The sequence below is a fragment of the Polycladidibacter hongkongensis genome (assembly GCF_001561995.1).
Classification (GTDB): Bacteria; Pseudomonadota; Alphaproteobacteria; order Rhizobiales; family Stappiaceae; genus Pseudovibrio; species Pseudovibrio hongkongensis.
On sequence record NZ_LLWC01000026.1, the window covers coordinates 168,085 to 193,615 of the forward strand.

Annotated in this window: 20 protein-coding genes; 11 read left to right on the plus strand and 9 right to left on the minus strand. The window is 55.2% G+C overall.

Going from position 1 to position 25,531, the window contains the following annotated elements:
- Window positions 1-158: 158 nt before the first annotated feature.
- From AYK82_RS13705 to AYK82_RS13735, 6 genes are all read left to right on the plus strand, one after another.
- Window positions 159-1,109, plus strand: a complete 951-nt coding sequence (locus AYK82_RS13705; RefSeq protein WP_068317019.1) for an ABC transporter permease — start codon at window positions 159-161, stop codon at window positions 1,107-1,109.
- Complete coding sequence (locus tag AYK82_RS13710) at window positions 1,106-1,966, plus strand: ABC transporter permease (RefSeq protein WP_068317023.1); 861 nt, start codon at window positions 1,106-1,108, stop codon at window positions 1,964-1,966. Before AYK82_RS13705 ends, AYK82_RS13710 begins: the two co-directional genes overlap by 4 nt.
- Window positions 1,966-3,588: an ABC transporter ATP-binding protein gene (locus AYK82_RS13715; protein ID WP_068317026.1), complete on the plus strand. Its 1,623-nt coding sequence runs from the start codon at window positions 1,966-1,968 to the stop codon at window positions 3,586-3,588. Before AYK82_RS13710 ends, AYK82_RS13715 begins: the two co-directional genes overlap by 1 nt.
- Before the next feature lie 224 nt (window positions 3,589-3,812).
- Complete coding sequence (locus tag AYK82_RS13720) at window positions 3,813-4,709, plus strand: ROK family protein (RefSeq protein WP_068317029.1); 897 nt, start codon at window positions 3,813-3,815, stop codon at window positions 4,707-4,709.
- A 105-nt stretch (window positions 4,710-4,814) separates the two neighbouring features.
- Complete coding sequence (gene argE / locus AYK82_RS13725) at window positions 4,815-5,975, plus strand: acetylornithine deacetylase (RefSeq protein ID WP_068317032.1); 1,161 nt, start codon at window positions 4,815-4,817, stop codon at window positions 5,973-5,975.
- A gap of 322 nt (window positions 5,976-6,297) precedes the next feature.
- The gene (locus tag AYK82_RS13735) at window positions 6,298-8,451 is read left to right on the plus strand and encodes an anthranilate synthase (protein WP_068317037.1); all 2,154 of its coding nucleotides are present in this window, start codon (window positions 6,298-6,300) and stop codon (window positions 8,449-8,451) included.
- 394 nt (window positions 8,452-8,845) lie between these two features.
- On the opposite strand, the gene AYK82_RS13740 is transcribed toward AYK82_RS13735, so the two are convergent.
- From AYK82_RS13740 to AYK82_RS13780, 9 genes are all read right to left on the minus strand, one after another.
- A complete protein-coding gene (locus AYK82_RS13740; RefSeq protein ID WP_068317039.1) occupies window positions 8,846-9,580 on the minus strand; it encodes a hypothetical protein in 735 nt (244 codons plus the stop codon).
- 37 nt (window positions 9,581-9,617) lie between these two features.
- A complete protein-coding gene (locus AYK82_RS13745) occupies window positions 9,618-9,818 on the minus strand; it encodes a hypothetical protein (protein ID WP_068317041.1) in 201 nt (66 codons plus the stop codon).
- 238 nt (window positions 9,819-10,056) lie between these two features.
- Window positions 10,057-11,904, minus strand: coding sequence for a dihydroxy-acid dehydratase (ilvD, locus tag AYK82_RS13750; protein WP_068317044.1), 1,848 nt, complete (start codon window positions 11,902-11,904; stop codon window positions 10,057-10,059).
- 301 nt (window positions 11,905-12,205) lie between these two features.
- Entirely contained in the window at window positions 12,206-12,946 is a 741-nt protein-coding gene (locus AYK82_RS13755; protein ID WP_068317046.1) for an SDR family oxidoreductase, read from the minus strand.
- Between the two features lie 211 nt (window positions 12,947-13,157).
- Window positions 13,158-13,925, minus strand: coding sequence for an SDR family NAD(P)-dependent oxidoreductase (locus tag AYK82_RS13760; RefSeq protein WP_068317049.1), 768 nt, complete (start codon window positions 13,923-13,925; stop codon window positions 13,158-13,160).
- Between the two features lie 61 nt (window positions 13,926-13,986).
- Window positions 13,987-15,438, minus strand: a complete 1,452-nt coding sequence (locus AYK82_RS13765) for an adenylate/guanylate cyclase domain-containing protein (protein ID WP_156453373.1) — start codon at window positions 15,436-15,438, stop codon at window positions 13,987-13,989.
- A gap of 168 nt (window positions 15,439-15,606) precedes the next feature.
- Window positions 15,607-16,428, minus strand: a complete 822-nt coding sequence (locus AYK82_RS13770; RefSeq protein ID WP_068317052.1) for an MBL fold metallo-hydrolase — start codon at window positions 16,426-16,428, stop codon at window positions 15,607-15,609.
- Between the two features lie 61 nt (window positions 16,429-16,489).
- Window positions 16,490-16,948: a cyclic nucleotide-binding domain-containing protein gene (locus tag AYK82_RS13775; RefSeq protein ID WP_068317053.1), complete on the minus strand. Its 459-nt coding sequence runs from the start codon at window positions 16,946-16,948 to the stop codon at window positions 16,490-16,492.
- A complete protein-coding gene (locus tag AYK82_RS13780) occupies window positions 16,945-19,584 on the minus strand; it encodes an ABC transporter ATP-binding protein/permease (RefSeq protein ID WP_068317056.1) in 2,640 nt (879 codons plus the stop codon). The genes AYK82_RS13775 and AYK82_RS13780 overlap by 4 nt, the downstream gene beginning before the upstream one ends.
- A gap of 203 nt (window positions 19,585-19,787) precedes the next feature.
- Here AYK82_RS13780 and AYK82_RS13785 point away from each other — a divergent pair, with 203 nt between their 5' ends.
- Genes AYK82_RS13785 through AYK82_RS13805 form a run of 5 tightly spaced genes read left to right on the plus strand, consistent with a single transcriptional unit; the run spans window position 19,788 to window position 25,506 of the window.
- Entirely contained in the window at window positions 19,788-21,071 is a 1,284-nt protein-coding gene (locus AYK82_RS13785; protein WP_244265767.1) for a glycosyltransferase family protein, read from the plus strand.
- On the plus strand, window positions 21,055-22,395 hold the full coding sequence (locus tag AYK82_RS13790; RefSeq protein WP_244265768.1) for a glycosyltransferase family 4 protein: 1,341 nt from the start codon (window positions 21,055-21,057) through the stop codon (window positions 22,393-22,395). The genes AYK82_RS13785 and AYK82_RS13790 overlap by 17 nt, the downstream gene beginning before the upstream one ends.
- Complete coding sequence (locus AYK82_RS13795) at window positions 22,380-23,540, plus strand: glycosyltransferase family 4 protein (RefSeq protein ID WP_068317062.1); 1,161 nt, start codon at window positions 22,380-22,382, stop codon at window positions 23,538-23,540. Before AYK82_RS13790 ends, AYK82_RS13795 begins: the two co-directional genes overlap by 16 nt.
- On the plus strand, window positions 23,537-24,706 hold the full coding sequence (locus tag AYK82_RS13800; RefSeq protein ID WP_068317065.1) for a glycosyltransferase family protein: 1,170 nt from the start codon (window positions 23,537-23,539) through the stop codon (window positions 24,704-24,706). The genes AYK82_RS13795 and AYK82_RS13800 overlap by 4 nt, the downstream gene beginning before the upstream one ends.
- Complete coding sequence (locus AYK82_RS13805; RefSeq protein ID WP_068317069.1) at window positions 24,703-25,506, plus strand: polysaccharide deacetylase family protein; 804 nt, start codon at window positions 24,703-24,705, stop codon at window positions 25,504-25,506. Before AYK82_RS13800 ends, AYK82_RS13805 begins: the two co-directional genes overlap by 4 nt.
- The last annotated feature ends 25 nt before the right edge of the window (window positions 25,507-25,531 follow it).

The window sequence follows — 25,531 nt, forward strand, 5'->3', positions numbered from 1 at the left end:
CACTCATTCGATCGCATCTGTGCAAGGATCCGCGCTACGGTTGCCAAGCTGGAGCGGAGCGAGTACAGCAAGAACCAGCCAATATGAACTGGCGGAACTAACGCTTGCTATGGGATGGAAGACCTAAGGATACCTTGGGTAGCACGAGGCGAACGGAGATGTTGCAATTTGCACTTTGGCGCATTGCCGGCCTTTGGTGGACATTGTTCGCCGCAAGCCTTGTTATTTTCATTGTGATTGAGGTTTTGCCGGGCGACCCGGCGCAGGTCATGTTGGGCATGTCAGGCGATGCACAAAGCCTTGGCGCACTGCGTGAGCAACTAGGTCTCAATGCACCGGTTGCGCAGCGATATCTGACTTGGGCCACCGGCATGCTCCACGGGGATTTTGGGGTTAGCTATACTTACTCTGTACCGGTGGCAGACTTGCTGCGCGAGCGGCTAACGGTTTCTCTACCGTTGGCGGCGATTGCGCTAGCGCTTGCTACAGTCCTTGGTTTGCCTCTGGGGGTGCTTGCAGCGCGCTTTCGTGGCAGGTTAAGTGAAGCCGGTCTGATGGCCGGATTACAAGTTGGAGTTGCTCTCCCTAACTTCTGGCTTGCTCTGCTGCTCATCTATGTTTTTTCCATTTCCTTGCGTTGGTTGCCTGCGGGCGGGTTTGCTGGCTGGGAAAAGGGCCTTTGGGCTGGGCTTTCGTCATTGCTATTGCCAGCTGTGGCATTAGCATTGCCACAAGCGGCCATACTCGCAAGAATCATGCGTTCTGCATTACTTGACGTGATGCATGAAGACTATATCCGCACGGCACGGGCAAAAGGCCTGTCGCGTCAAGCCACGCTGTGGCGCCATGGGGTGCGCAATGCGATGATCCCGGTGTTGACTGTGCTTGGGCTCCAGTTTTCCTTTCTCATTGCTGGAGCAGTTATCATTGAGAGCGTCTTCTATTTGCCCGGACTTGGGCGGCTCGTGTTCCAAGCAATTAGCCAGCGCGATTTGATCACAGTAAAAAGCACCGTGATGTTGCTGGTAACGGCAACTGTACTTGTTGCATTTTTCGTTGATTTAGCCTACGCGGCAATAGACCCGCGCCTGAGAAAGGCGCCGAGATGATGAAAAACGTTCCATCTGAAAAAGCTAGCTTTTTTAATAGTCGGTACAGTGCCTCCCTTTTGCTTGGTACGGTGATAACTATTGTTGTAGTTGGCACTGGTGTGCTTTCTTTTTTTTGGCTGCCCTTTAATGTCAGCTCGCTCAATGTTGCACAACGCTTGCAACCTGCCAGCGCGCAGCATTGGCTTGGAACAGACCAATATGGACGTGACCTGCTGTCCATGTTGATGATAGGGGCTCAAACTTCGTTAGGAGTGGGGCTGTTCGCCGTTGGCTTTGGCATGTTGCTTGGTGTGCCGCTCGGGCTGCTTGCGGCGGCACGGCGAGGCTTTGTTGATCAGCTGTTGATGCGCTTTAACGATCTGGTGTTTGCGTTTCCAGCGGTTTTAAGCGCAATCCTGATCACCGCCAGCCTTGGGCCCGGCGCTCTGAACTCCATTATCGCTATTGGTATTTTTAACGTACCCGTTTTTGCCAGGGTGGCGCGCGGGGGTGCCCTATCTTTGGCGGGGCGCGAGTTTTTGCTGGCAGCGCGCTTAGCCGGCAAAGGCGCTTTGCGGATTACCTTTGAACATGTGCTGCCCAATATCGCGAGCCTACTTATCGTCCAAGCGACTATTCAATTATCTATGGGTATTTTGGCTGAGGCTGGGCTTTCCTACCTCGGGCTTGGTCCGCAACCGCCGCTGGTCAGCTGGGGGCGTATGCTGAATGAAGCGCAGACGCTCGTGAGTTTTGCGCCGCAACTGGCGCTTATCCCCGGCGCAACTATTGTGGTTGCGGTGCTCGGGTTTAACCTGCTTGGGGATGGACTGCGGGACTTGCTCGACCCGAAACTGCGGGGAGGCCCGCGCTGATGGCGATTTTGCGCTTTGAAAACCTCAGTATTTTTAATGGGACTACAGCGCTGGTTCGCGATCTTTCGCTTTCGCTTGTGCGCGGCGAAACTCTTGGCCTTGTTGGTGAAAGTGGCTCTGGTAAATCGTTGAGCGCGCTTGCAGCCCTGCAACTTCTGCCAGAGGGGTTTGCGCAGAGTGGCAGCTTACGCTACCGCGGTCAGGAGCTGTCGCAGGCTGACGATAGGATCATGAACCGCTTGCGCGGGCGGCACATCTCCATGATTTTTCAAGAACCGATGAGCGCGCTAAACCCCATTAAGAGCATTGGCGACCAGATCCTTGAGACGCTGCATTGGCATTTTAAACTCACGAAGAAAGAAGGGCGTGCGCGTGCCTTAAAACTGTTGGCGCGCGTTGGCTTAACACCCACCGCAGAGTATATGGGCCGTTTTGCGCATCAGCTTTCAGGGGGGCAACGGCAACGTGTGGTGATCGCGCTGGCGATTGCCTGCAAACCGCGGGTGCTCATTGCTGATGAGCCGACAACCGCGCTTGATGTCACGGTGCAGGCGCAAATTCTTGCGCTACTAAAGGAAATCGTGAAGCGCGAGCGCATGGCCCTGTTGTTTATCAGCCACGATCTTGCGGTGATCGCGCAGATGGCGGACCGCGTCGCTGTGATGAAAGACGGTGAAATCGTAGAGCAAGGTCCAACGCTGCAACTTTTTGACACGATGCAACACGCTTATTCCAAGCAGTTGCTAGCAGCCTCCAAACACATGCCACCCAAGCGGACCAAGCCCTTGGTTATCGGCGATACCCCCCTGTTGCAATTGCATAAATTGCAACGCAGCTACGCACTACCCAAGCAGAAATTCTGGCAGCAAGCGCCGCAAAAAATTGCCGTCAATCAGGTGAGCCTGCGCATTGCCGCACAGCAATCCGTTGGCCTCGTGGGTGAAAGCGGCTGCGGCAAGTCTACGCTGGCACGTACAGTGCTCGGCTTAGAAACACCGCAAGCGGGGCGGATCAGCTTTTTGCAGCAGGACCCATTTTCGCTGCGCGGGCAGCGACGGCGGCAACTGCAACGAGGCATACAGGCGGTGTTTCAAGACCCTTACGGAAGCTTCAACCCCCGCCATACCGTGGGCCGCACTGTGGCGGAGCCGCTTTACCTGCTCGCAGGGCAGATCAATGGCGCGGAGCGGCGGCGACGTGTGCTGGAAGCTTTGACCTCGGTTGGCTTGCCAGAAACGGCAGCACAGCACTACCCCCACGAATTTTCTGGCGGGCAGCGGCAACGGATCGCAATTGCGCGGGCGCTGGTGACACAACCGCAGCTCATCGTCGCGGATGAACCGGTTTCGGCGCTTGATGTATCCGTCCGCGCGCAAATCCTTGACCTGCTTGCGGATCTAAGAGATCGTCTTGGCGTTGCCTTCCTGTTTATCAGCCACGATTTGTCTGTGGTGCGCGCCATTACCGATTATGTTTGTGTGATGAATGCCGGACGGATTGTTGAAGAAGGACCGACACAGGATGTCTTTAGCGCTCCACGCCATCCCTATACGCGGCTGCTGCTCTCTGCTGTTCCTGACTTGGAGGAGACCCTTGCAGCACGGCGCAAGGTTGGGCATTGAGACCTTATAGTCGTTTATGCAAACCAAAACCCACTTTTTGAAATCCAAAATGTGCATTTTTGCGAAATGTGTATACCAATTTGCCGCAGATACATGACAAAGCGGTTGCCCTACCCCTAAGAATGGCTAGGATGGGCGCGCTGAAATCAAAGAAGACAGCAGTATAGGTGTTTTTTGCAGCTTGGATTTTTACTATGTTCCAAGTGGCTTAATGGAGGAAGACAATGCGGCTTGGCATTGACTGGGGCGGAACCAAAATGGAAATCATCGCGCTGAGCGATGAGGGCAGCGAACTTTTCCGCCACCGGGTCCCGACCCCGCGTGATGATTATGCGGGTTGTATTCAGGCGGTGGTTGATCTGGTAAACGCAGCCGAGGCGGCAACCGGAAAAACCGGCACCCTAGGCATTGGTATTCCCGGCTCGATCTCCCCCTCTTCCGGGCTTGTAAAGAATGCTAATTCCACATGGATGAACGGCATGCCGCTGGACAAGGACATCGAGGCAGCGCTTGGGCGCGCGGTGCGCATTCAGAACGACGCCAACTGTCTTGCGGTTTCCGAGGCAACAGACGGCGCCGGGGCAGGCTATGACTTTGTACATGCCATTATTCTTGGCACCGGCTGCGGCTCGGGCATTGCGATCCATGGCAAGCCGCTGCGGGGCCGCAATGGCATTGGCGGCGAATGGGGCAGCACGACACTGCCATGGATGAGTGATGATGAGTTTCCCGGGCCATTAAACTGGACAGGCCACCGCGGCACCATTGATCTTTTATGCTCCGGCACCGGTTTTCAATGGGATTATGAGCATACGACGGGCCAGAAGCTGAGTGGCAAGGAAATTGTTGAGCGCAAGCGCGCAGGCGAAGTGGCAGCAAACGCGACCTACACACGATATGTGTCGCGCGTGGCGCGGGCCTTGGCCATGTCTGCCAATCTGCTGGACCCGGATTGCTTTGTGCTGGGCGGCGGCATGTCCAATCTGGACGAGCTTTACACCGATTTGCCAGAGGCGATGCGCCCCTACATCTTCTCCGATGGCTATGATGTGCCGCTTGTGAAGGCCAAACACGGCGACAGCTCTGGCGTGCGCGGGGCGGCTTGGCTTTGGAATGATTGATATTTGATCAGTTATGCAAATGAGAGCTCTGTGCTAAAGACATAGGCGCGCCAGCGGCCAACCCCGTGCAGCTGGTGCGCTTTTTATGAGTAATGGAGCGATTTGATGCAGGGCGATGTAACCGAAATCCTTGAAAATCTGGTGAGCTTTAACACGGTCTCGCACCGCTCCAACCTGCCACTACTCGATTATGTTGAGGAATTTCTGCTGGATCATGGTTTCACTTGTGAGCGCGTATATGACGCCACGGGCGAAAAAGCCAATATGCTCGCGCGGATCGGGCCGGAGGGGCCAAATGGCTTCATCTTATCCGGTCATACGGATGTTGTACCGGTTGAGGGGCAAGAGTGGAGCCGAGATCCGTTTCAACTTTGCGAAGAAGACGGCAAGCTTTATGGCCGTGGTTCCTGCGACATGAAGGGGTTTTTAGCCTGCTGCCTTGCCAAGGCCGGTGCTATGGCGCAAGCGCCGCTGATCCGCCCGCTCTATCTGGCGTTTTCCTATGATGAAGAGATCGGCTGTGTCGGCGTGCGCGGCCTGCTGGATGATTTGGCGGCGAAGAATTTCGCTGCGGAGGCTTGCTTCGTCGGGGAACCCACCAATATGCAAGTGGTGTTGGCGCATAAATCCAAGGCATCTTACCGGGTGCATTTCACCGGATTTTCCTGTCACTCCTCCCTTGCCCCGCAAGGGGTAAATGCGGTGAGTTATGCTGCAAAACTGGTGGCAAAACTGGATGAAATGGCGGCCGCCTTGGCCAATGGCCCAAGCGATGCTCTGTTTGATCTGCCCTATTCCACCGCGCATGTGGGTGTATTTCAAGGGGGCACTGCGCTTAACATTGTCCCGGATTCTGCCGAGGTTATCTTTGAGTTCCGGGTGCTGCCAACTGAAGATCTGGAGGCTTGTATTGCCGAGGTGAAAGACTTCGCCTTTCAGGACCTCTTACCGCAAATGCAATCGGTGTACCCGCAAGCGGACATCACCTTTGAAACCTACTCGGAAATTGATGGGCTGAATACCAGCGCGGAGGCGCCAGTTAGCGCACTGGCCAAGCGCTTGGCGGGGCGGAATGACCACGCCAAGGTGGCGTATGGGACAGAAGCCGGGCTCTTCCAGAATGTTCTGGCAGTACCAACGGTTGTGGTTGGCCCCGGCTCCATTGAGCAAGCGCATAAGCCCGATGAATTCATCGAGCGCGCAGAGCTGGACAAGTGCCTTAGCTTTTTAGACCGATTGATCTCGCAGGCGTGTCAGCCAGTTTAGTATGTGTTTGGGCGTTGGAAACGCATAAATTGCGATTTGCTCAATCTAAGGGACAAAAAGGGCGTTGCCAGCGGCGCAGGCTTGCGCTATCGATAGAGCCATGAAGATCCTTGGTACAAACAACATGCTCTGGTGGTGGCCAGCCTAACGGCGGCGCGACTACGCATGTCTTTTTTGCATGAGGACACGGGTTGAAACGAGCCGCCGCGATCACCGCAGGCGGCTTTGTTGTATGTGCGTTTGTGGTGGGGCAGCCTAAAGCCTTGAAAGCCAGCTGTGTTTTGTTGGGCTGCTGCGGCGCAAATGAACTGGAGGAACACATATGCCGATTACGGCTGATCGCACCTATCAGACCAAAGGTGGCCTGACCATAACCCGCCAAGCGGTGGAAACAGACTATGAGACCGGCACCAGCGATTATATGGCGCGGCTGGATTATGAGCGCGGTGCCGTGCTTTCCTCCTCCTATGAGTACCCCGGGCGTTACACCCGCTGGGATATGGCGCTGGCCAATCCGCCGTTGATGCTGGAGGCAAATGACCGCGCGCTAACCATTGAAGCGCTGAACGAACGCGGCGATATCCTGTTACCTGCTGTTGAGGCTGCGCTTAAGGGCCATAGCGATATTGCGGATATGCAGCGCAGCGGCCGGAAACTGGCGATTACCATTGCCAAACCCTCCCGCCCGTTTAGCGAGGAAGAGCGCTCGCGCCAGCCATCCTCCTTCTCTGTGGTGCGGGCTTTGGTGGCGCTGTTTGCCTGTGAGGATGACCAGCTGGGGCTTTACGGTGCGTTTGGTTATGATCTTGCGTTCCAGTTTGAACCAATCGAGCAAAAGATGCAGCGGCCGGATGATCAACGCGATTTGGTGTTGTATCTGCCTGACGAAATTCTGATTGTCGATCACTACGGGCGCAAGGCGCATTTTCTGCGTTACGAGTTCATTGTTGAGGGTGTGAGCACACAAGGACTGGCGCGCAGTGGTGCGCGAGCGGGATATGTGGCGGGTGAGGCGCCCAACAGCCGCGGAGATCATGACAAGGGGGAATATGCACAGCTGGTACGTAAAGCCAGCGATTACTTCAAGCGCGGCGATCTTTTCGAGGTGGTGCCTGGTCAGGTCTTCCATGAGCCATGTGCCAATCCACCTTCAGCGGTTTCGCGCCGCTTGCAGCAGATCAACCCCTCACCTTACTCCTTCTTTATCAATCTGGGTAATCAGGAGTATCTGGTTGGGGCCTCCCCTGAAATGTATGTGCGGGTGACGGGCGGCAAGCGTGTAGAGACTTGCCCTATTTCCGGTACCATTCAGCGCGGACGCAATGCGATCGAGGATGAGGCACAGATCCGCAAATTGCTTAACTCTGCCAAGGACGAATCCGAACTGACCATGTGCTCCGATGTGGACCGCAACGATAAAAGCCGTGTGTGCGAGCCGGGCTCTGTGCGGGTCATTGGCAGGCGGCAAGTGGAGATGTATTCCCGCTTGATCCACACCGTTGACCATATCGAAGGAACGCTGCTGGACGGCAAGGATGCGCTTGATGCTTTCCTCTCCCACACATGGGCGGTGACTGTAACCGGTGCGCCAAAGCGTTGGGCCATGGAGTTTATCGAGGAAAACGAGAAGAGCCCGAGGGCCTGGTATGGTGGTGCGATTGGCGCTGTGCTGTTTAACGGCGATATGAACACCGGCCTTACCTTGCGTACAGTGCGGATCAAGGATGGGGTGGCGCAAATTCGCGCTGGGGCGACGCTGCTTTATGATAGTGATCCGGATGCAGAAGAAGCCGAGACCGAGCTGAAAGCCTCAGCGATGATTGCTGCGGTGCGCGATGCGGGCCGGGCGCTTGAAGATAATTCCCAGGCAGCGAAGGAGCGGCCGGCTGCTGGCAAAACAGTGCTGCTGGTGGATCATGAAGACAGTTTTGTGCACACTTTGGCAAACTATTTCCGCCAGACAGGGGCCAAAGTGGTCACCTACCGGACGCCGGTGCTGGATGCGGTGTTTGATGAAGTCAAACCGGATCTGGTGGTGTTATCACCCGGCCCGGGCTCTCCGCAGGATTTTGACTGCGCGGCGACGATTGGGCGGGCGCGGGCGCGCGGTCTACCGCTGTTTGGTGTTTGCCTTGGTTTGCAAGCAATTGGCGAAAGTTTTGGTGGCAAACTGAATCAGCTGGATGTACCCGTGCACGGCAAGCCCTCGGCAATTGATTGCGAAGAAGGGTCGCTCGTTTTTGCCGAGCTTTCCTCGCCAGTCACGGTGGGGCGCTATCACTCCTTGCACATTGCCGCGAGCAGCTTACCGGCCGAGTTTCGCGTCACCGCCCGGACCGAGGATGGCATCGTGATGGGCATTGAGCATAAGAGCGAGCCGATCGCGGCGGTGCAGTTCCACCCAGAATCAATTATGTCACTTGATCAGGATGCTGGCCACAAAATGATCCTTAACGTGATGACACGACTGCTTTGAGCGGTAAAACTTAACCCAATGTAGCGGTTTAATAGAACGGGCGCTTAGGCGCCCGTTTCTTTTTGGGGATCGCAAGCGCTTACATATGACAGGATCAATAAAATTTTATTGAGCTTTCCTTACTATTTGCTAGGCTTAGTTTGTCTATAGCGAAGTGCAGAGCGCTGATAAAATACGCAAATCGCCAAAGTTGACTCTGAAATGGGTAATTTTTCTTCATCAATAGTGTGGCGCAAATCTAAAAGGTAAATGGAATGACCGGTCTGCTTGTGGGGGCATCTGTTGGGTTTTTGACAGGCAATATTGTCTTTGCCCTAGATCCTGCAACAACTTTGTTTTGCTGCGCAGCTATGGCTCTGCTCGGTGACTTGGTTTCTCCCAAAAAACACAGTGGTTAGGCGTCCTCCGCGATTTGGAAGGTTAAGTACTGCATATTAATGGTTGTTATGTCGCTGTATTTTATTATGAGGCGATCACCTTTGATTTCATAGAACCGTGCAGAGTTGCTGCCCACACCCGCATCAGCCCTTTCGGCTGGATCTGCTGAAAGCAGCCTGCGCACTGCTTGCAAGAGTACAATTCGATCAAGATCTCCCTTGGGGCAGAGATAGAAGTCTCCTAAAAAACCGGAGTAGATATAAGTTTCGCCGGCAGATTGAACTGTGCAAGATACCTTAATAATATCAGCATTTTGAAGGTTGGAGAGCTGGCCACGCAATTCATAATACCATGGCAGGGAATAGGCAAACCGGCTTTCTTTATAGGGGTTGGTTTTAAAGCGAATGGCTTGGGCAGCTTTACCAAGGACAAAGCCAAGTCCAGCTATGGAAGCGTGGTATGTAGCCTGACCTTTAATATTTACAGAAAGCACCTGCAGATCAGTAGAGTCCAGCTTGTTTCCGGTTAGCACTTTTAAAAAACCATCAAAATCCGGTAGTTCACCAACAATACTTAGCAAAGACATCGCGGTTAAGTGCAGTAATGCGGCGATAATAAGCGCCTGCGCCGAGAATACATCAAATGGCTTACTAGAAAGATTAGTTTGTTCTTTACGTTCAAATGCAGAAAGAAACAGGTAACCGGGCGCTATGAGAATAATCAAAAGGAATGCAGGAAGAGCAATATTCATTCAACTTCCTTGTACAGCTCAATTAATACTCTTCAAGCTATTTATCGGCACCAAGCTTTTGCGCAATTCCATCCTCGCCCACTGCGATTGCCCTGCTGGGCGCCACTTGTAACCTTTGGCCATCTGACAAAGTTATCACCGCGCTATCACTATTGCTCACCATAAACTTGCGCAACTGCTTACGACCAAACGGGTCGTTCAAGACACGCTCTGCGGTGTTTGATCTCAATGCACGCATGCTGTTTCGCCTTTCAGGTTTTCATCGCCGGTTTCATGCCAGACGCTACGTAATATAAGGTAGTTTATCAAAACCGCTATTACAAGTCTGACTGGATTAGTCAGGCTGACTTGTTTTTGAACTCTACAATAGAGAACATAATAAAAACGCGGAGTGAAGTCACCCCGCGTTTTTCCTAGGAAAATTAGTATCTTGAAAACCCAACCAGAAAAACCCGAGGATTTTCAATCTTATCTGGTTAGTCTAGCTTTCTTACCGCACCCATTGAGGCACTGGTTGTAAGCTTTGCATAGGCCTTGAGCGCGGTGGAGACTTTGCGTTTTCTAATTTCCTGCGGCTGCCAAGCCTCTGCGCCTTTGGCGTCCATTGCTTTGCGCCGCTGTGCTAACTCTTCATCACTAACCGCAATGTCAATTTTGCGGTTGGGAATATCGATGTTGATGATGTCACCTTCCTCGACGAGGCCGATGTTCCCTCCTTCGGCTGCCTCGGGTGAAACGTGCCCAATCGAGAGACCGGAGGAGCCTCCCGAGAAACGGCCATCAGTAATCAAAGCGCAGGCCTTGCCGAGGCCTTTGGATTTTAAGTAACTGGTTGGATAGAGCATTTCCTGCATACCAGGTCCGCCACGAGGACCTTCGTAGCGGATAAGGACGATGTCACCCTCTTTGATCTTGCCTGTTAGAATGCCATTCACGGCGCTATCTTGAGATTCAAAGATACGCGCAGGGCCTGAGAACTTGAGAATGCTGTCGTCAACACCAGCAGTTTTTACAATACAGCCGTCTTGCGCCAGATTACCGAACAGTACCGCAAGGCCACCGTCCTGTGAGAAAGCGTGCTCCTTGCTTCGGATTACGCCGCCTTCGCGATCGGTGTCCACTCCCTCCGCATAGCGGGAGGATTGTGAGAACGCTGTCTGGGTTGGAACCCCTCCGGGGGCAGCAGAAAAGAAGGTATGTACCGCTTCATCTTGCGTGCGGACAACATCCCACTGCTCAAGCGCTTCAGCCATTGTTGGGGCATGAACGGTGCAAGTGGACGTGTTGACAAGACCAGCGCGATCAAGTTCACCAAGAATTCCCATGATGCCCCCGGCCCGGTGCACATCTTCCATATGAACGGTGGAAAGGCTCGGTGCGACTTTACAAAGCACAGGTACATTACGCGAAAGGCGGTCAATATCGGCAATGGTGAAGTCGATATGGCCTTCCTGTGCGGCCGCCAAAAGATGGAGGACTGTGTTTGTTGATCCACCCATTGCGATGTCCATTGTCATCGCGTTGCAGAAAGCATCCCGATTGGCGATGGAGCGTGGCAGAACGCTTGTGTCTTCTTGCTCATAGTAGCGGCGGCACAGATCGACAACGCGGCGCCCCGCTTCAAGGAACAGCTTTTCGCGGTCGGAATGCGTGGCGAGCGTTGAACCGTTGCCCGGCAGAGACAGGCCGAGTGCTTCGGTCAAGCAGTTCATTGAATTGGCGGTGAACATGCCTGAACAAGAGCCACATGTAGGACAGGCGCTGCGCTCGATGGTCTGCACATCTTCATCAGAGACGCTATCGTCTGCCGCCGCGACCATGGCATCGACAAGGTCGAGCTTACGCGCCTGACCGTTTGCGAGCACTGCCTTGCCCGCTTCCATTGGTCCGCCGGAGACAAAAACAGCAGGAATATTAAGCCGCAATGCCGCCATTAACATGCCCGGCGTGATCTTATCGCAGTTAGATATGCAAACCAAGGCATCGGCACAATGCGCGTTTGCCATATACTCGACGCTATCGGCAATCAGCTCGCGGGAGGGCAGCGAGTACAGCATGCCATCATGCCCCATCGCGATGCCATCATCCACGGCTATGGTATTGAATTCCTTCGCGATGCCGCCCGCTTTCTCAATCTCGCGAGCAACCAACTGGCCAAGATCCTTGAGGTGAACGTGCCCCGGCACAAATTGGGTAAACGAGTTTACAACCGCAATAATCGGCTTGCCAAAGTCATCATCTTTCACACCAGTAGCGCGCCAGAGGCCGCGTGCACCGGCCATATTGCGGCCATGGGTGGAAGTACGCGAACGGTAATTAGGCATTGTCGTCCTCTAAATCTTGGCGATATTCGATTTGTTTGCCTTCCTGTCACTAAAAGCGTACCGACGGGTACGGCAAAACAGTGCAAAAAGGCATTTGCAAGATTATTACCCGATCGCGGCTTCCTACGCAACGAAATACGCATGGCAATTCACCGTTTGCCATGCGCGCAATCCTATTGGACCGTTCTTTACTGCTATCAGAACACTTTTGCGAACGAACGCGTTGGCTGCTCCCGGTTTGCAAGCAACTCCCATAGGATGGCGTGATCCTACACAGCTTATCCTATGGGAGTTACAGACTTTACGGCTGCTGCATTGTCGGTGCGATAACAACTTCACGGATGCAGACATTTTCCGGCTGGGCGAACACAAAATGTGCTGTGTTCGCTATGTCCTCGGCCCGAATAGCGCCGCCGATCTCGTCCTTCCAGCTCTCGTACCCCTCTATAATTTCACGCGAGGTGGTGTGTGAAATGAGTTCACTTTCTGTTGCTCCGGGGCAAATACTAATCACGCGCACATTATGCGGGGCCATTTCCTCACGCAAATTCTCGCTCATGGCGGATACAGCGAATTTGGTGCCGCAGTATGCGCCGTGATTTGGCAAGGCCTTGCGACCTGCTACCGAGCTGATGTTGATAATGGTGCCGCTGCGGTGCTGTTTCATACCGCCAACCACGGCTTGTGTGCAGCCAAGCAGGGCGAGCACGTTGGTATTGAACATTTGCTGCCATTCTTGTGGGTCTTGTGTCTGGATGGAACCGAGCAACATCAGCCCCGCGTTGTTTATCAAGCATTGAACAGGACCATACGCAGCCTCAGCTTCACCGAGCGCTGCGATAAACGCCTTGGTGTCGTTCACATCCAGTTTTTTGCAAAGGCAATTTGGCAAGCCAAGCGCTTGCAGTTTTTCAACACGTCTTGCCAACAGGAGCAGCGCATGCCCTTCCGCACTGAACTTTCGCGCAAGAGCTGCACCAATGCCGGAACTGGCACCGGTAATCACAATAAGGGATTTGGGAAAGGACCTAGAGACTGTCACAAGCGAACTCCGTATTACGAACAATTACAACTATTAGCAAATGAGGCTTATGAACTATAGTTAGGTTATGGCGTGGCCAGCGGCTATTGCGGGTAAAGACCATCAGGCAAACTCGGTAGATCCCCAAGCTAATTGGATTGCCAAGGCAAGTCGCGGCGCGCGCAAGCGCCGCCACTGCTTTTTCGTCGCCCAGAGACCCTTGCCTCCTGTTTTAACGCGGGGACATGCGAATAGCGCCATCCAACCGGATAACATCGCCGTTGAGCATTTCGTTTTCGCATATTGCGGCGACCAGCTGGGCGTAATCGCTGCCGCGACCAAGGCGAGAGGGGAACGGCACTTGCGCGGCAAGGCTGTCTTGCACCTCCTGCGGCATGCCGCCAAGCATGGGAGTTTCAAAAATGCCCGGAGCGATGGTCATAACGCGAATGCCGCTGCGGGCGAGATCGCGCGCGATGGGCAGTGTCATCCCAACAATGCCCCCTTTGGAGGCAGCGTAGGCCGCCTGCCCCACCTGCCCCTCGAATGCTGCCACCGAGGCGGTGTTGATGATCACACCGCGCTCCCCTTCTGCGGTGATGGGCTCTAGCGCGCTCATTTGCGTGGCGAGTAGGGCGATGCTGCGAAATGTGCCGATGAGATTGACATCAATAACCTTGGCAAATTGCCCAAGAGGATGAGGCTCGCCGCGGCTGGTGGTTTTGGCAGCGGGCGCAATGCCTGCACAATTGACAAGAATGCGGGCGGGCCCATTAGCCGCTGTTGCGGTCTCTATGCTGCGTTTTATGGAGTTTTCATCCGTGACATCGACCTTGGCGAAAGTTGCGCCCAGTTCGGCGGCGAGCGCTTCGCCTGCCTCGGCATTTTGATCAAGCAATGTGGTTTTTACGCCCTTGGCGACAAGGTGGCGAGCGGTGGCGGCCCCAAGGCCGGAAGCCCCGCCGGTGACGATGGCCGCCACTTGCGAATTCAATTGCATATTTACATTCCTATCTGGCTGCCGCCCGAACCAGCCGATCGGACGGTAAATTAATCAGCCGCTAGGAACGCGAGGGCCCCGGCGGCATTGGAATTGCCACAGGGTCTACATTGCCTTCGATTCCTGCAATATGACGAAGGTTTGAGTTTTGCAGTTTTGCCCCTAGCCCTTGGGAGCAGGCGCGCGCGTATGTGGCCTTGTCGGTGAGCGCGTGGGTGTTTGCCTGCTTGGTGGCGGCCTCCAGTTTTGCGGCGCGGTTCACGGCATCGCCGATAACGGTGAATTCGCGGCGGGTGTCAACGCCTATCACGCCAAGGTTCACGCGCCCGCAGGCGACACCAATGCCGATCTGGAACGCCCCCTCCCAGCCAATGCAGGTGAAGTGCGGTTGCATATCGCCGATCTTGCTCAGCAGCGCTTGGGCGGCGCGGATGGCGTCGGCGCTGTCTGTAGAGCTGTGGGTGAGTGCGCCGAAGGTGACCATGATGCCGTCACCAAGGAACTTGTCGATCTCGCCATTGTGCTGCTTTATTGCGCGGATGGCCAGCTGTTGATAGCAGGAGAGCACGCGCATGGTCTTGGCGGCGCCGATGCGTTCCGAGGCCTTGGTGAAGCCGCGAATATCTATAAACATGATGGTGGCTTGCCGGCAGGTGGCGTCAAATGTCTTCAACTCATCGCCTGCCTCTACAATAGAGCTGGCAACGCCCTGCGGGAAATAGCGGGAGAGATCTTCCACCGCCACCTGCTCCTTTATGGCGCTGAGTAACACACGGCGGGAGCGCTGTAGGGCTAGGGCGAGAATAAGCGTCACGGCCGTGATAATGATGAACTTGTCCATCTCCGCGCCGACCAACATGGTGTTGGCGGTGAGGTACTCCACATAATTGCGAGTAATGCGGGCCATGCCGTCATCCTGCAACAGGGCATAGAACACCAGCAGCAACCAGCCGCTGGCAGCAACGGCGCCGGTGAGCAGCACCAAGCGGGGATCAAAACGCAAGGCACGCAACGCGATAAACACAAACACATAGGCAAGCGTTGGGGATTTCAGATAGAAAGTTGCGTGTTGATCGTATTGCAGGTGAAAAGAAAACAGCAGCCCCATCACCAGCGCCACGTCGACAAAAATGGAAAGCACCACCAACCACAATGGCGGCTTGCCACGCAGGCAGACTGCAAGGCGAAACACGGTAAAACCCGCATAGGCGGCAAGGGCATAGGGAACATAGTTAAAGCCGCCTGAGCCTTCAGCGCGCGGCGCGATTATGTAAAGCGCTGCAAAAAAACTGATCACCGCCAGCTGCACCAGCGAAATCAGTCGCTCGGCAGTTTCCTCTTCTTTACGTAGCTGCGCGGCGAGGCGTGCAGGCAGAGGTGTTCTCTTAAATGCCTTTTCAAGCCATAGCTGCCAGCGGGCTTGTTTGGCAGATTCGCCGTCCTTATCAGGCGCGGTAGCTGCCAACAACGAGGTGGATGCACTGCGAGCATGGGGGATATCTGATTTTGCCACGTGTTGCCCCGGTTGTTTTTATTGTTTGCGGGCGGCTGCATGTCGCAGCTAGGGCAAGTGTAACCAGACAGGCTTAACAGCTGGTTGGAACAAGGCAGAACGTGTGATGCAATCGCTTCACTTTTGAGTGACGAGCTGTGTCCAGCTCTGGGTGCTTTGCACCGGGCTTCAGGCAGAAAGGTACATACCATCCCGTGCAACCAACGCCGTTTTTAGTTGCTGCTGGGCCTCGACCTCGATCTGACGGAGCTCAGCGTCGGTGCGATCTGGCTCATGGTGAAAAATCACAGGGGTTTTTACGTTGGCACGCTTGGCGAGGGCGATAACATATTGCCATGTGGAGTGGCCATAGCCGCGAAAATGCGTGTACTCAGCATCGGTGTACATCGCATCATGGATGAGAATATCGCAGCCGTTTATGGTTTTTTCGATCTGCGCATCAATGCTGGCATTGCCGCTTTCATGATCTGTGATGATGGCGATAGACTTGCCGCCAACATCGAAGCGATAGCCACAAGCGCCGCCGGGGTGGTTTAGCGCAATGGGGGTAACTTTCAACCCCTCCCCCACCTGCCATGCAAGATCCATGGGCCGCACAACAAAGCTGGACGTGTGCAGGGAATTGATATTCACCGGAAAGACAGGAGGAGACATGATACGGCAAATCGCCTCTCGCAGTTTAACCTCGCTTTTGAGATGACAGGCGGTCAGCGTGAGGTGAAAATCACTCCGATAAGCAGGGGCGAAGAACGGCAGCCCGTTGATATGATCCAGATGAACGTGTGTGAAGAGAATATCGAATTTACGCTGCTCTCCGGCAAGCAGCAGCTTGCCAAGCGGGCGCGCGCCTGAGCCGCAATCAACGATGAGCGAATGGGTGCCCGCGCAAATTTGCAGGCACGTGGTTTCGCCGCCAAAGTGCAGGGCTTGGGGCCCACTTACCGGGGTGGAGCCGCGAGACCCCCAGATTTTCACGCCCAATTCTGGCACTGCCTCTTTGTCCTTTGCTTTAGCTTCAGCTTGGGCTTTGGTTCCCGATACCAGCGGCCTGTCATTCCGGTTGCCCTTCGTTTTGAAGGGATTTGCGCGCTTGTGCCAACTCTCGTGATGTGGCCTCCAGCCGTGCGGCGAGTTCTTTTGTCATGGCCACAGCGATCTGCGGGAATTCCTCAAGCAGCTCAAGCAGGTTGTCTTTGCTAATGCGCAGCACCTCGGCATCGTCACTGGCCAGCAGAGTGGCCGTGCGGGGAACATCGCATAAAACCGCAATTTCCCCCAGTACCGAACCGGGCCCCATATGCGCAACGGTAACGTGGTTTACCTCCACAGCAATTTCGCCGGACAGGACAATGTATGCTTCACTGCCATCTTCGCCCTGTTCGCACAGGGGCTCACCGGCGAGATAAAGCGAGCGCTCGGAGATAAACGCCAGTAAGCGGAGCTTGCGATCATCCAGCACCGAGAACAACGGCACTTGGCGTAGTGCTTCCAGTTCAGCATCTATGCTCATGTGGGGGCCTCCTCTTGGCTGTTGCCACTGCCGGTGGCCAGCTGGTGAATGGTGTTAGCCTCCAGTTGCCAGCTCTCATCAAACTCGGCGGCGATTTCCGGGTTGGTGGTGCCAACCACCAAGATGCTCTGCTTGACATACGCGCGCAGTTGCTGGCGGCGTTCTTTGGCGGCTGTGTCTGTTCCGCTCAAGATATCATCAATGACAATCATAGTGTTTTGGCGCAGCAATGCTGTGACCAAGGCCACCAATTGTTTTTGTCGTAAGTTCAATTGCGCGCCGGAGCTGCCCACATGGAAATCAAGACCGGCGGTTTCCAAAGCGCGGGTCATATCCAGCTCCATGATGATATCGCGCAGGCGGGTTTCTATGCGTTCCTCTGCATCCTTCCTATCCAGCCGAGCCTTGCCGAAAACGATGTTATCCTGCACGCTCATATTGTCCATGTAGCGCGTTTGATCGAAAAATTCGAAACGCTCGGAACCCACGCCTTCACGCTCTAAAAACGCGACGCGCATTTCCAGCAGTTTCTCCTTGATCTGCGGGGTAACAATGCCAAGGCGATGCTTGGTGGGGATGATGCGCAGAGCGATTTCCATCAGGCGGGCTTTTTCCTCATCATTGGGGCTGCGGTTTTTCATATTGCTGCCACACAGGCGCACCAAGCGTTGGAAATAGGGCAAATCCTCCTGCGAAATGAAAGAATAGGTGGCAAACAGGGGGCTGCCGGTGGAAACATCGCCAAACAAATCGAGCATCATTTCGACGGTCTGGTAACCCATCGAAATCAGCTGGTCATAAAAATCGTAGGCCTTCAGAAAAGCTGCGACACGGCGGGAGCGCACCAATTGGGATAGGTTGAGCTCGCCGCGCCTCGGGTTGGCGAAGAACAAGTTTTCGATCACGGTGGCGGAGGAGTTGTAGCTATCCATTTGCCACAGTTCCAAGCGGTTGGAGAGCTTTGGATCCTCGCGCACACGCTGCGCGAAAATACGGCGGGCCTCCAAGACTTTCTCCCGAACGTGGTGATGCTCGCCTGCACTGAGTGTGGAGCGCAAGCCCATGCGGTAAAGATCGTTGCCAAGGCCGGTCAGGTGGCACAGATCAACCGCTTTGTCTTCCAATTGCTGCGCCGTGTTGACCCCGGCTGCCTGCAACTCGTCCCACCCTGCATAGATAGAGTAATTTGGATTGGCCGTCATGGCCGCTTCGTGGGTGCGGCGGCGCAGGTGATCGGGGGTGATGCGCTCGCCATTGTCTGTCTCCATCCCTTCTTTGGGGTCGGTTTGCGGGCGGTGGCGCAAGGAATAATAGATATTGTCGCGCATGGTGCCCGTCCAGATGTGCGGGGAGCGGCCCACATAAGCGATTTGCCTACCCAATGTGGCTTCATTTTGCATGCCAAGGTCATTGTCTCCCAGCGCTACATGGCCAGAGACCGGGGGCAGCAGGCCCGCTATGGTTTGCATGAGTTCGCCGCGGCCGTTGCCATCTGACCCGTTGATTGCAAGTGAACTACCGGTTTGCTGCGTGAGTGTTAGCGCGGGGCTGCTGCGATTGCTGGAGTAGTTCTGCGCAGTTACCCCCTCCAGCTTCAGGGGGCCATGCAGCTTGGTGACCTCGTCGCTCACCAGATGGGTGGTGGGGTAGATCTCTTTATGATCGAAGTTTTCGATCACAGTTTGGTATTTAACGGTGACATCTGCGGTGCGCTGATAGAAGGCGAGCAACTCTTTCCACGGGCCTGCCAGATCTTTATAGGCGGCGATCACAGCCAGCAGCGCGCCGATGGAAAGATCTCCCTCGATCACCAGATATCCGCCGATCAGATAAAAGAAAAACGGCGTAAGCTGGTTCATGAAGTTGTTTAGAAACTTGATGAGAAACTTGCGATTGTAGATATCAAAGCGAATTTTGAAGTTTCGATAGAGGCGCTCGGACAGGTCGGCGCTGTGATAGGCGCTGGTGTCATTGGCGTGAATCTCGTTGATACCCGCGACCGTTTCACCCAGCTTCTCTGCGATAACACGCACGTTTTTCACCCGCTCGCGGGAAAGGCGGATCACCTTTTTTTGCAGTTTGGGAATGATGTAGCCCTGCACCGGATAAAGGCTGATGGCTGCGAGGCCGAGATAAACGTTTTGCATAAAAATAAAGCCGATTTGCACCAGCAACATACCGCCCTGATAGGCAGGCAGGGCAATGCTTTCACCGATGTAGCCGCCCACGTCCTCCACTTCTGCGGTGATCATGGGAATAAGCTGGGCGGAAGAGACTTTGCGAAAATGTGGCAGCTTAAAGCGCAAGATACGCTGATAAAGCTCAAAGCGCAGACGGCGTAACATGCGCTCGCCCAAGCGCCCCTTGTAGACATTCAAGAAAAGTTTGAAGCCGTTGGACACAACGACCAGAAACAAAAAACTTAAGGATAGAAACAGCAGGTACTGTAGCTGGCTAAATTCAAAGCCCAAGAATTGCACCGGAAAGCCGGAACCTTGAATGGCACCGTTTGTAATGTGCTTTGGTAGATCAAGCAGAATGTAACTCACCGGATAGGAGGCAATGGTGACGAGCAGAATTACAAACTGATAGCGTGAGGAATACTGCCAAATAAACTTGAAAAGCGACTTCTGCATGTCAACTCCCGACAATTTACCAGAGGCAATTATCTTTATGGAAACTAAGGGGAACCTCCGAATATTGCGTGGGGACACGGTAAGGCGTCAGGTATTAAAAAGTTGGCGGTAGGACAAGTTGCCGCGCGCAAAGCGGTACAACTTTAGCTGTGATGGTTGGCAAGTGGTAAATGCATGCTCGCCCGCAGCCGCTAGGAGGTGTGGTGGCGATAGCCGCAAGACAGAATAAGGCACGCCCGGCACGGGTGCTGATCTACAGCCACGATACGTTTGGGCTGGGACACTTGCGCCGCTGCCGGGCCATCGCCCACGCGCTGGTTGATTGTTTTGATGATATGTCGGTGATGATCCTTTCCGGTTCACCTATCATCGGACGCTACGAATTTCGCAATCGGGTGGATTTCGTGCGCATCCCCGGCGTGATCAAACTGCGTGATGGTGATTATGTCTCGCTGTCACTGCCGCTTGCCATTGAGGAGACGGTAGCCATTCGCTCGTCGATTATCGAGCATACCTGCGCTGTGTTCGCGCCGGATTTGTTTATCGTCGACAAGGAACCCTTGGGCCTGCGCGGCGAGGTTCTGCCAGTGTTGCAACAGCTAGAAGACACGGCAACGCAAGTGGTGCTCGGCCTGCGTGATGTGATGGATAGCCCAGAGCAGTTAGCAGCCGAATGGCAACGCAAAGGGGTTTACCCTGCACTGGAGCAACTCTACGATCAGATTTGGGTGTATGGCCCCTCTTATCTCAACAATCCGCTTGACGGGATTACGCTACCAAGAGCGGTTCATGATAAGCTGCGCTTTACAGGCTATTTGCGACGCGATGAGGACAGCGACGCGCAGCCGCTGGCCGAGGTACCGTTTGGCGGCTCGCCGTTTTTGCTGGTGACACCGGGGGGGGGCGGTGACGGCGTGGAGCTGGTGGACTGGATTTTGCGGGCCTACGAAGCGCAAGCGCGGCCGTTGTTTCCCTCTTTGATTGTCGCGGGCCCGTTTATGCCGAGCGCCGCCTTGCAGGAGTTTGGCGCAAGAGCAGATCGCTTGCGCGATGTGGCACTGCTGCGTTTCACATCACACATGGAACAGTATATGCGCGCGGCCACCGCTGTGGTGGCTATGGGCGGCTACAACACATTTTGCGAGTTGTTATCGTTTGACAAGCCTGCCTTGCTGGTGCCACGGGTTCAGCCCCGCAGGGAGCAAGCAATCCGCGCAGAAAAGGCGGCCACCCGTGGCTTGGTGCAGATGCTGGCTATTGATGAATATCCGCGAATTGAACCTATGGTAAATGCATTGGCAGCTTTGCCTTCTTTGCCGCCGCCTTCACGATTTGGTGCGGGGCAGATGCTTGGCGGACTAACGCAGGTGTGCCGGTTGGCGCGAACGCTTTTGCCCCCCATTGAGGCCAGAGGATCAGCTGCCTTTACTGGTAAGCGGCGCGCCACCGAGCCTGAAAAAGGAGGGCAAGATGCCGATGCAAACTGACCTTCTATCCCCGGAAGAGTGCGAGCTTGCCGTACTTGTCAAAGGCTACCCGAGGCTTTCTGAGACTTTCATTGCCCAAGAGATTTACGGGCTTCAGCAGCGTGGGCTCAAGCAGCTAATCGTCGCCCTGCGCCGTCCCCATGATCCGGCGAGGCATCCGGTACATCAGCTGATTACCTCTCCTGTTTTGTATTTGCCAGAGTATGTAAGCGATGATCGCGCCAGAGTGCGGCGTGCGCAAAGATGGTCCCGCAATCAGCCAGGCTATAAGGCAGCACAAGCGCTGTTTTTGCAAGACGCCCAGCGGCTTGACGGCGGCAGAGCGAGTACAGACCGGCAACGGCGGTGGGCGCAGGCCTGTGTCTTGGCCTATGAATTGCCAGAGAGCGTGCGTTGGATCCATTGCCATTACCTGCATACCCCGGCCAGCGTGGTGCGCTATGGTGCTGCTTTACGCGGGTGTGGATGGTCATTCTCCGCGCATGCCAAGGATATCTGGATTTCTGATGTGGAGGATCTTGCAGGAAAAATTGAAAATGCCGCTTGGGGGGTGACCTGCACAGCCACCAACCTCGCCTACTTGCAACATGTGGCATGCAATGCAGCTGCACGGGCAAAGCTGCAACTATTGTATCACGGGCTCAACTTTTCCTTGTTGGAAGCACCCGTGCGCGAGAAACGTGATCAGGCGACTACAACCTTTCGTATAGTCTCTGTTGGCCGGTTGGTGGCGAAGAAAGGTTATGATGTGTTGCTGGAGGCGTTAGCTCAGTTGCCCGCGAGCCTGAACTGGCGATTTGAGCACATTGGCGGCGGCGAGCTTCAAGAAGAGTTGGTGGCGCGAAGTGCGGCACTTGGGCTTTGCAAGCGGATAACTTGGCATGGGGCACAACCGCGCAACGAAGTTATGCAATTGCTCACGCATGCGGATGTATTTGTGTTGGCCAGCCGCATCGCGGCAAATGGAGACAGGGACGGCCTGCCGAACGTGCTTATGGAAGCTCAGGCAGCCGGGGTTTGCTGTGTAGCAAGCCACGTGAGCGCAATTCCAGAGCTTATCCGGCACGGCGAAAGTGGCATTCTTGTGCCGCCGGATGACAGCGGTGCATTGAGCAGAGCATTGGCGCGGCTTGCGTCGGCCCCTGACCAACGTGCGGCCTTGGCAAGAGCTGGCAGGGCACGAGTTCGAAACGAATTTGATGCAGCGAAAGGGCTCGATTGGCTTGCACAACGGCTTCGAATTAGCGGTCAGGCTGCACGAGGCGATCAGAACCACGCACCTGTGGCGGGCTCTTTACGGGAGGGGCTATGCGGATTGCCCTGACAACTCCAATGAAGCCACCTGATAGCCCTACTCCTTCGGGCGACCGGCAAATGGCGCGCGCGGTGCTGGCGGCGTTGGAGGCAACTGGGGCGCGTGTGCGTTTACCTAGCCGGTTCACCTGTTGGCGGGCTGAACCAGACACTACTCTGACCCAAGCAGCTGTTGTGGAACTCTCAGAAATCATCGCGGACCCAAAACGCCATGGTACGCCGCAGGCCGTGGTTTGCTATCACCTTTATCACAAGGCGCCTGATTACATTGGTTACGGAATCGCGCAGCATTTTGATATTCCCTATGTGGTGGTGGAGGCCTCGCGCGCGCCAAAACAGGCCGGTGGCAAGTGGGCTGCCGGCTATAAAGCGACTGAGCGAATGTTAGCCCGGGCTGATCAAATTGGGGCCCTCACGCGCGCAGACAAACAGTGCTTGGCAACAGTTATAGCGCCCGATCGGCTCTATCAGATGCGCCCGTTCGCCGATTTGACCTCGTTCCTATCTTGTAAGCGGCAACGATCTCATGACGGAGGTGCTCCAACCCGCTTACTTTGTGTGGCGATGATGCGCGAGGGGGCAAAACTGGCCTCCTACAACGTGCTGATGCGAGCGCTTTCCTTGTTACCGGAAGAGGCCGCTGAGCGCTTTACGCTAAGCATTGTAGGCGATGGGCCGGCGCGTGCTGTCGTTGAGGCGATGGTCCCGGAGGGCTTGACGGCACACACCCGTTTTTTTGGCGAGGTGTTGGCTGCGGACATGCCAGCGATTTATGCTGCCCATGATTTACTGGTTTGGCCAGCGGTGAAAGAGGCATTTGGGCTGTGTTTTTTGGAGGCTCAAGCCAGCGGCCTGGCGGTGATTGGCGGCGCGTCATTCGGAGTGCCTGATGTGGTTTACAACGGGCAAAGCGGGCTGTTGTGCCCGCAAGAGGATGCGGCAGCTTTGGCGCAGGCGCTTTTGCAGCTGCTGAATGATCCGCAGAGGCGCCAGAGCATGGGCGACAAAGCAAGGGAGCTGATGCTAGCACACCATAATCTGGTAGCGGGCGGCCAGCAGCTTAAAGAGATGTTGTCAAAAGCAGTGCTCTTCCATACGCGCAAAGGGCACCGAAATGACCTGCCGCATAGCGTACACCATGGGGGGCACACGTGAAGGTCCTTATTCATCTGCAACACTTGCTGGGCAGTGGACATGCCGTGCGTGCAGTTGCGTTGGCGCAGGCTCTACAGCAGCAAGGGGATGCGGTGGTGCTGGCAACGGGGAACAGGTTGGCAAAGGTGCTTTCGTGCGAAAGCATTGAGGTGGTGCATCTACCACTTGCCCGAGCAGCCGATAGCAGCTTTGAGCATCTGGTTGATGCTGCGGAGCGGCCGCTTGATGAAGACTGGTGGCGCGTACGGATGCAAGCCACCCACGAGCTGTTGCAGCGTTCCTTTGATGTCATTGTCACAGAGACCTTTCCTTTCGGGCGGCGGGCTTTTGCGCGAGAGCTGCTCTATCTGTGCCGCGTAGGCAAGGCGTCAAATGCGCTATTGGTCTCTTCCGTGCGTGATATTCTGGTGCGCAAACCCACTTTACAGCAGGAGAAATGGATGGCGGCACACGCAAGAGATTTTTACGATCTTGTATTGGTGCATAGTGATCCTGCTTTTGTTAAATTTGAAGACAGCTTCCCCTATGCGCGTGAAATTGCTGATCTTTTCGCCTACACCGGTTACATCGGGGGCAAGCCCAGCGATTTTAAGGAGGGGGATGATGGCAGGGGAGAAATTATTGTCTCGTGCGGCGGCGGCGCTGTGGGCGCCAGATTGCTGCAGGTGGCCGCAGATGTTGCCACAATGGCGCAAAGCACATTGCCAGAAGTACTACGCAACAAGACATGGAGGCTGCTCATGGGAGCGCGTCTTCCCCAAGAGACGGTCGCTCAGCTAACGAAAAAGCAGAACGCCCGCCTGATTGCCGAGCCGGCGCGGGCAGATTTCTCCAGCATGCTTGGGCGCGCCTCACTGTCGATTTCGCAAGCAGGTTACAACAGCGTTTTGGATGTGCTGTGCGCTCAGGTGCCAGCTGTATTCGTTCCTTTTGAAACGGCAAGTGAAAGTGAACAGCGGCAGCGGGCAAGCACCCTCGCGGCGCGGGGACGGGCCGAGTTACTGCCCTCTGCGGATTTAACGTGCCTCTCGCTCATATCAGCATGCGTCAATGCACTCTCCCGGCCAGTCCCCAAGCTTCGCGTGACAATGGACGGCGCGCAGCGCAGTGCCGCTTGCATAGCAGCGGCGTTGGCCACCAAACGGCGTGTCGGAGCGGTATTGTGAGCCAAGCAAGGCCAGAGATCGGAGCTGCAGCATTTGCGCGCGCACTTACTGAAGAGCTGGATTGGTTTGCAGCACGGGGCGTGCGCGCTAAATTTTGGTGGCGCGATGATGATGCGGTTGCCAACTCCCCTGCCCTGCAAACCTTGGTCATGACAGCAAAAAACCATAGCCTACCGCTTACACTTGCAGTTATTCCCCTGTTGTACCGTCGAGACTTGATTGCCGCCCTAAATGATGCTGCAACCGAAGTGCGTATAGCGATGCATGGGCTGATGCACAAAGATGCGCGGCAGGTGGGATCCAAGCGCCTCGCTCCCAAGAAAAACGAGGTGGGCGCGCAGAGCGAGGTTGCACCTAAAGATCCTGCCTTTGCAGCAGCGCTCAAGCGGCTTGAATCCGGGTTTGGCACGCGCGTTGTGCCGTTGTTCGTTCCCCCATGGAACCGGATTGCACCGCGCTTTCTGCCCGCTTTGGCAGGCGTGGGGTTTTCAGCCCTGTCCACCTACGGTTTCATTAACAGGTTGCGCTTTGCGCAAGTGCAATGCCACCTTGACCCAGTTGACTGGCGCGCCAACCGCGGTTTTATCGGCTATGGGCGAGCACTGCACCGTTTACGTCTGGAGCTTCGACGGCGGCGGTGCAATCATCAGGAGCCGATTGGCCTGCTCACGCACCATTTAGTGCATGATGAAGAGCTTGGTGCATTTTTACAGGTGTTTTTTGAGGTTACGCGTAAGCATGAGGGCGCGTGCTGGCCACCAATTGACAGCATGATTAAAGACGCGCAATTAACCTGTTAGCCTAGATGTCCTCAGATTGTGTCAC

Excerpts from the sequence above, each read along its gene's own strand:
- AYK82_RS13790 (WP_244265768.1), top strand. The coding sequence starts at position 21,055 with ATGCCGATGCAAACTGACCTTCTATCCCCGGAAGAGTGCGAGCTTGCC.
- AYK82_RS13740 (WP_068317039.1), bottom strand. The coding sequence starts at position 9,580 with ATGAATATTGCTCTTCCTGCATTCCTTTTGATTATTCTCATAGCGCCC.
- AYK82_RS13720 (WP_068317029.1), top strand. The coding sequence starts at position 3,813 with ATGCGGCTTGGCATTGACTGGGGCGGAACCAAAATGGAAATCATCGCG.
- AYK82_RS13795 (WP_068317062.1), top strand. The coding sequence starts at position 22,380 with ATGCGGATTGCCCTGACAACTCCAATGAAGCCACCTGATAGCCCTACT.
- ilvD (WP_068317044.1), bottom strand. The coding sequence starts at position 11,904 with ATGCCTAATTACCGTTCGCGTACTTCCACCCATGGCCGCAATATGGCC.
- AYK82_RS13735 (WP_068317037.1), top strand. The coding sequence starts at position 6,298 with ATGCCGATTACGGCTGATCGCACCTATCAGACCAAAGGTGGCCTGACC.
- AYK82_RS13760 (WP_068317049.1), bottom strand. The coding sequence starts at position 13,925 with ATGCAATTGAATTCGCAAGTGGCGGCCATCGTCACCGGCGGGGCTTCC.
- argE (WP_068317032.1), top strand. The coding sequence starts at position 4,815 with ATGCAGGGCGATGTAACCGAAATCCTTGAAAATCTGGTGAGCTTTAAC.
- AYK82_RS13745 (WP_068317041.1), bottom strand. The coding sequence starts at position 9,818 with ATGCGTGCATTGAGATCAAACACCGCAGAGCGTGTCTTGAACGACCCG.
- AYK82_RS13715 (WP_068317026.1), top strand. The coding sequence starts at position 1,966 with ATGGCGATTTTGCGCTTTGAAAACCTCAGTATTTTTAATGGGACTACA.
- AYK82_RS13705 (WP_068317019.1), top strand. The coding sequence starts at position 159 with ATGTTGCAATTTGCACTTTGGCGCATTGCCGGCCTTTGGTGGACATTG.
- AYK82_RS13780 (WP_068317056.1), bottom strand. The coding sequence starts at position 19,584 with ATGCAGAAGTCGCTTTTCAAGTTTATTTGGCAGTATTCCTCACGCTAT.
- AYK82_RS13775 (WP_068317053.1), bottom strand. The coding sequence starts at position 16,948 with ATGAGCATAGATGCTGAACTGGAAGCACTACGCCAAGTGCCGTTGTTC.
- AYK82_RS13710 (WP_068317023.1), top strand. The coding sequence starts at position 1,106 with ATGATGAAAAACGTTCCATCTGAAAAAGCTAGCTTTTTTAATAGTCGG.